Genomic DNA, 3,774 nt, shown 5'->3' on the forward strand with positions numbered 1-3,774 from the left:
GCGCTTGTACTGTGCATGGGGTTGTTTGCGACGTTTTTGCAAGGCCGCGCGCTTTGTGCAGCGCAGAGCGCGGCCCGCCGGTGCCGCCCGCTCCGATGACAAAGTCCCTTGCGCGCGCACCAAGGTCGGCTACCGTTGGCACTGGCCGCAAGGCCAGGTGACTTTTGATTGAGATTTTTTAGCATCCGATTTTGCCGGCGCCGCTTTGGCGCGACGCCCACCGGAAAGAGGCTGGGGCCATGATCATACGGGACCAGTCAGCGCTGTTGGCTCCGGTCGAGCGCGACCTGCGGCTCGATCTGTTCCGCGGCATCGGGCTGTGGATGATCTTTCTCGATCACATCCCGCACGACGTCGTGGCCTGGCTCACCTTGCGCAATTACGGCTTCAGCGACGCCGCCGAGTTCTTCGTCTTCATCTCCGGCTATCTCGTCGGCTGGATCTACGGGCCGATCGTCGCCGGCGGCTGGTTTCTCGCGGCGCTGAAGCGGCTGTGGCGGCGCGCGGCCGAGATGTATGTCGCCCACATCATGCTGTTCCTGTTGTTCACGGCGCAGATCGCCCGCACCGCGCGCCGCTTCGACAATCCGATGTACGAGCACGAGTTCAACGTGTTCAACTTCCTGTCGCATCCGGACGAGCTGATCGGGCAGGCGATCCTCCTGAAATACAAGCCGGTCAATCTCGACGTGCTGCCGCTCTACATCACGCTGGTGTTCGCCTCGCCCTTCATCGTGTGGTGCCTGGTGCGCCGGCCGAACCTTACGCTCGCCGCGTCCGTGGTGCTCTACATGCTGTCGCGCTGGTTCGACTGGAACATCGCCTCATATCCGCCCGGCACGAAATGGTACTTCAATCCGTTCTGCTGGCAGCTGATGTTCGTGTTCGCGGCCTGGTGCGGCATCGGCCAGATCGAGAAGATTGCCAAATGGGTCTGGTCGAAGGCGGCGATGGCACTGGCCGCGGCCTGGCTCGCCTTCGCGCTTCTGATCGTGATGACCTGGCATATCCCCGCGCTCGAGGCGCTGATCCCGAAATGGATGATCAAGGCGATCTACCCGATCGACAAGACCGATCTCGACATGCTGCGCTTCACGCATTTCCTCGCGCTGGCGATCTGGATCACCCATTTCATCTCGCGCCGATGGCGGCTGCTGCACGGGGCCTGGCTGCGCCCAATCATCCTCTGCGGCCAGCATTCGCTGCCGATCTTCTGCCTCGGCGTCTTCCTGTCGTTCTCGGCGCACTGGATCCTGACCCAGTACACCAAGGGCACGTGGGAGCAGCTCGCGGTCTCCGTCGTCGGCATCGTCATCATGATCGGAGCGGCCTGGCTGCTCGATCGTGCCGAGCGGGTGCCGAACCTGTTCGTGAAGGTGACGGAGGTCGAAGAGCCTGAGCCCGCGGTCGAGAGCGCTCCGGCTGCGGCCGCCGCGGCAGCGCCCGCGAGCCGTTGAAAGCATCGTGACGCCAGTCGCCGTCTCACGGAGAGGTCCATGACCAGACGCTTGTTGACGATTGCCGGGGCTCTCCTGCTCCTCGTCTGCGGTGCGGCGGCGCAAACGCCCTCACCCGAGGCGATGACTGCGGCACGCAAGCTCGTGGTCACGCTGAGGATCGCCGATCAGTATCGCGTGCTGCTGCCGCAGCTCCTGCTCAAGCTCCGGCCCGTGGTCGCCCAGGACAGGCCGGAGATCGAGCGCGACTATGATGCTATGACGGCGCCCGGATCCGAGATCTACGCGCCGTTCGTCGCCTCGATGATCGATCAGATCGCGGCCCTCTACGCCGCGGTCTTCACCGTCGACGAGCTGCGCCAGATCGAGGCGTTCTACGCCCAGCCTGTGGGGCGGAAGTTTCTGGAGAAGTCGGATGCGCTGGCGCAGGCCAGCGCGCAAATCGGCCAGGACGTCAGCCAGAAAGCCGCCGACGAGCTGAAGCAGCGCCTCATCGAGGCGCTGCGCCAGAGGGGGCACAAGCTCTGAATCGCGCGCAGCCCAATGATGAGGCTTCGCGCGCTCGCCCGCGGCTATTTCTTGGTTTTGAACCCCACAGGGATGTGGTCCGAGCCTTTTCCATTCAGGCGTTCGGCAAGGAGATCTCCCCTGCATTGTTGGCTGCGCACGATCATGTAGTCGAGTTCGCGTGGAGTGTCGCCCATATGGGTCGGCTGTCCGGTGTTGACGCGCTGATCCTTTGTCACGTTTTTCAGTTGCTCAGGTTCTCGGTTGAAATCACCGAGGATAGCCCAGCAGGTGCTCTTGTCCTTCAACAGGTTGGTCACCGCCGACACGATATTGTCGGCATCGTTATACTGATTGTTGCCGTACGATCCCGCATGCATCGTGAAGTACATCGCATGGTTCGGCATCGTGATCCCCAGGATCGGACGGCCGGGCGTCCCCTTTTTCGTGTTGTCTTGCTGGGGACAGATAATCGTCGCGCTCGTGGGAGATATCGTCGCGTCCACGGCGAAGGCGGCATTGACCCTGTGCCCAATGGTATCGGAATTCAGGAAGAAGACGGAGGCTGGCTTCTTCCCGTTGTTCCATGCGTATTGGAGAACCTGGAAAGTCTCGGTGTGACCCGAGGAGTCCGTGCATTTTTCAGTGTTCACGACTTTGCCAGTGCCCCACATGTCGGGCTTGGGGCCGGCCTCTTGCACGGCGACGACCTGGTAGGCGTCCTTCAGCATGAGCGAGCTGATGTCCGTTCCCCATTTGGTGCCCTGGGTGTTGTAAGTCACCATCACATAGTCATCGAGGCCGGCGGCGAGCGCGCCGGTGGTGACGAGGCCGACAGTCGCAAACAATATTGCGCGGCGTAAGGTCATAGTCCCTCCCGATCGGGTGGCGAATGAATTGATGTGCAATGAAAACTTGTGGAGTGATTTGCCGGGCGTCAGTTCGGAACGTATCCGATCGCCTCGATCTTGCCGTAGTCGGTGGCGCACACGTGTGATGTATATTACAAATTGTAAAAAATTGAAACGGCAACCATGAGGCATTGCGGCTGCCGCGCCTTGATCGCTTCGTTCGCGCGCGACTGCACCGGGCTTCGGGGGGGAGTTAGCCCCGCGGCTGTGCGAACCGCAGTTCGCTCGGCGTAACCCACCACTTCCGTGTCGGCGGAAACGCAAGAGGTGGGTTAGGCTGCGCTAACCCCCTACGCACCTTGCCTGCCTCACTTCACCAGCGGGCAGCTACCGTCCTTCAGCGGCCGGAACGCCTGGTCGGCGGGCACTTCGGCGAGCAGCTTGTAATAATCCCACGGGCCCTTCGACTCCTCGGGCTTCTTGACCTGGAACAGGTACATGCTGTGCACCATGCGGCCGTCTTCGCGCAAGCTGCCGTTGTCGGTGAAGGCATCGCGCACCGGCAGCTCGCGCATCTTCGCCATCACCGTCTTGGTGTCCTTCGTGCCGGCGGCCTGCACGGCCTTCAGGTAGTGCAGCGTCGCGCTGTAGGTTGCGGCCTGGTTCATCGTCGGCATGCGCTTGACGCGCTCCAGAAAACGCTTGCCGAAGGCGCGGGTCCTGTCGTTGAGGTCCCAGTAATAGGCCTCGGTGATGATCAGGCCCTGCGCGAGCTTCAGGCCGAGGCTGTGCACGTCGGAGATGAACATCACGATCGCAGCCAGGTTCTGTCCGCCGGCGACGATGCCGAATTCGCCGGCCTGCTTGATCGCGTTGATGGTGTCGCCGCCGCCGTTGGCGAGCCCGATGATCTTGGCCTTGGAGGCCTGGGCCTGGAGCAGGAACGAGGAGAAGTCGGC

General features: G+C 62.3%; 4 protein-coding genes. 2 read left to right on the forward strand and 2 right to left on the reverse strand.

What is annotated here, in order from left to right; translation table 11 throughout:
* The first annotated feature begins 239 nt into the window (after nucleotides 1–239).
* Nucleotides 240–1,457: an OpgC domain-containing protein gene (locus tag ACXJMY_RS37680; RefSeq protein WP_456624412.1), complete on the forward strand. Its 1,218-nt coding sequence runs from the start codon at nucleotides 240–242 to the stop codon at nucleotides 1,455–1,457.
* Between the two features lie 39 nt (nucleotides 1,458–1,496).
* Entirely contained in the window at nucleotides 1,497–1,985 is a 489-nt protein-coding gene (locus ACXJMY_RS37685; protein WP_456624413.1) for a DUF2059 domain-containing protein, read from the forward strand.
* A gap of 44 nt (nucleotides 1,986–2,029) precedes the next feature.
* Here ACXJMY_RS37685 and ACXJMY_RS37690 read toward each other — a convergent pair whose 3' ends face one another.
* Nucleotides 2,030–2,833 (reverse strand): hypothetical protein, encoded by an 804-nt coding sequence (locus tag ACXJMY_RS37690; RefSeq protein WP_456624414.1) that lies wholly within the window; start codon nucleotides 2,831–2,833, stop codon nucleotides 2,030–2,032.
* A 350-nt stretch (nucleotides 2,834–3,183) separates the two neighbouring features.
* On the reverse strand, nucleotides 3,184–3,774 hold a 591-nt coding region (locus ACXJMY_RS37695), incomplete at its 5' end, for an ABC transporter substrate-binding protein (protein ID WP_456624415.1).

Source organism: Bradyrhizobium sp. P5_C12, from assembly GCF_054049735.1.

What these genes read in the sequence shown, in the direction of transcription:
- ACXJMY_RS37690 (WP_456624414.1), bottom strand. Translation starts at nt 2,833, where the DNA reads ATGACCTTACGCCGCGCAATATTGTTTGCGACTGTCGGCCTCGTCACC.
- ACXJMY_RS37680 (WP_456624412.1), top strand. Translation starts at nt 240, where the DNA reads ATGATCATACGGGACCAGTCAGCGCTGTTGGCTCCGGTCGAGCGCGAC.
- ACXJMY_RS37685 (WP_456624413.1), top strand. Translation starts at nt 1,497, where the DNA reads ATGACCAGACGCTTGTTGACGATTGCCGGGGCTCTCCTGCTCCTCGTC.